Raw genomic sequence first — 290 nt, 5'->3', positions numbered from 1 at the left:
CATCCGCTCATGGCACCCCTTTATGTCAAGTCGCCGCTGACGCCAGGGGTTTAGGGTGGTTGGTGGCGGGTCCGGGAAGTGGCTTGTCCGAAGGGCCGATGTCCGGGGTCAGGTCGGTCACGCTGGATTGCAGAGTCGTCCCCGAGTGCCCTCCCGGGCCTGCCACCTGCCGTCGTTTCCGGTCTTCGATCATGCGGGCGTAGACCACGTTGGACAGCCGGCGTTTGAGGGCGCGCATGGCTTCCATGGAGGTCTTCCCGGCGGCTTTCTTCGCGTCGAAGTAGGCGCGG

1 pseudogene is annotated in these 290 nt (G+C 65.5%); it reads right to left on the bottom strand.

From position 1 onward, the window contains the following. Positions 1 to 25: 25 nt before the first annotated feature. Positions 26 to 290 (bottom strand): annotated as a pseudogene (locus ACNAVT_RS31890) (IS110 family transposase); the annotation flags it as partial.

Origin of the sequence: Micromonospora sp. SL4-19 (assembly GCF_047921475.1) — a bacterium.
Taxonomy (GTDB): domain Bacteria; phylum Actinomycetota; class Actinomycetes; order Mycobacteriales; family Micromonosporaceae; genus Micromonospora.
Note: the sequence above shows the minus strand (reverse complement) of the source record. Positions and strands in the feature narration are given on the sequence as shown.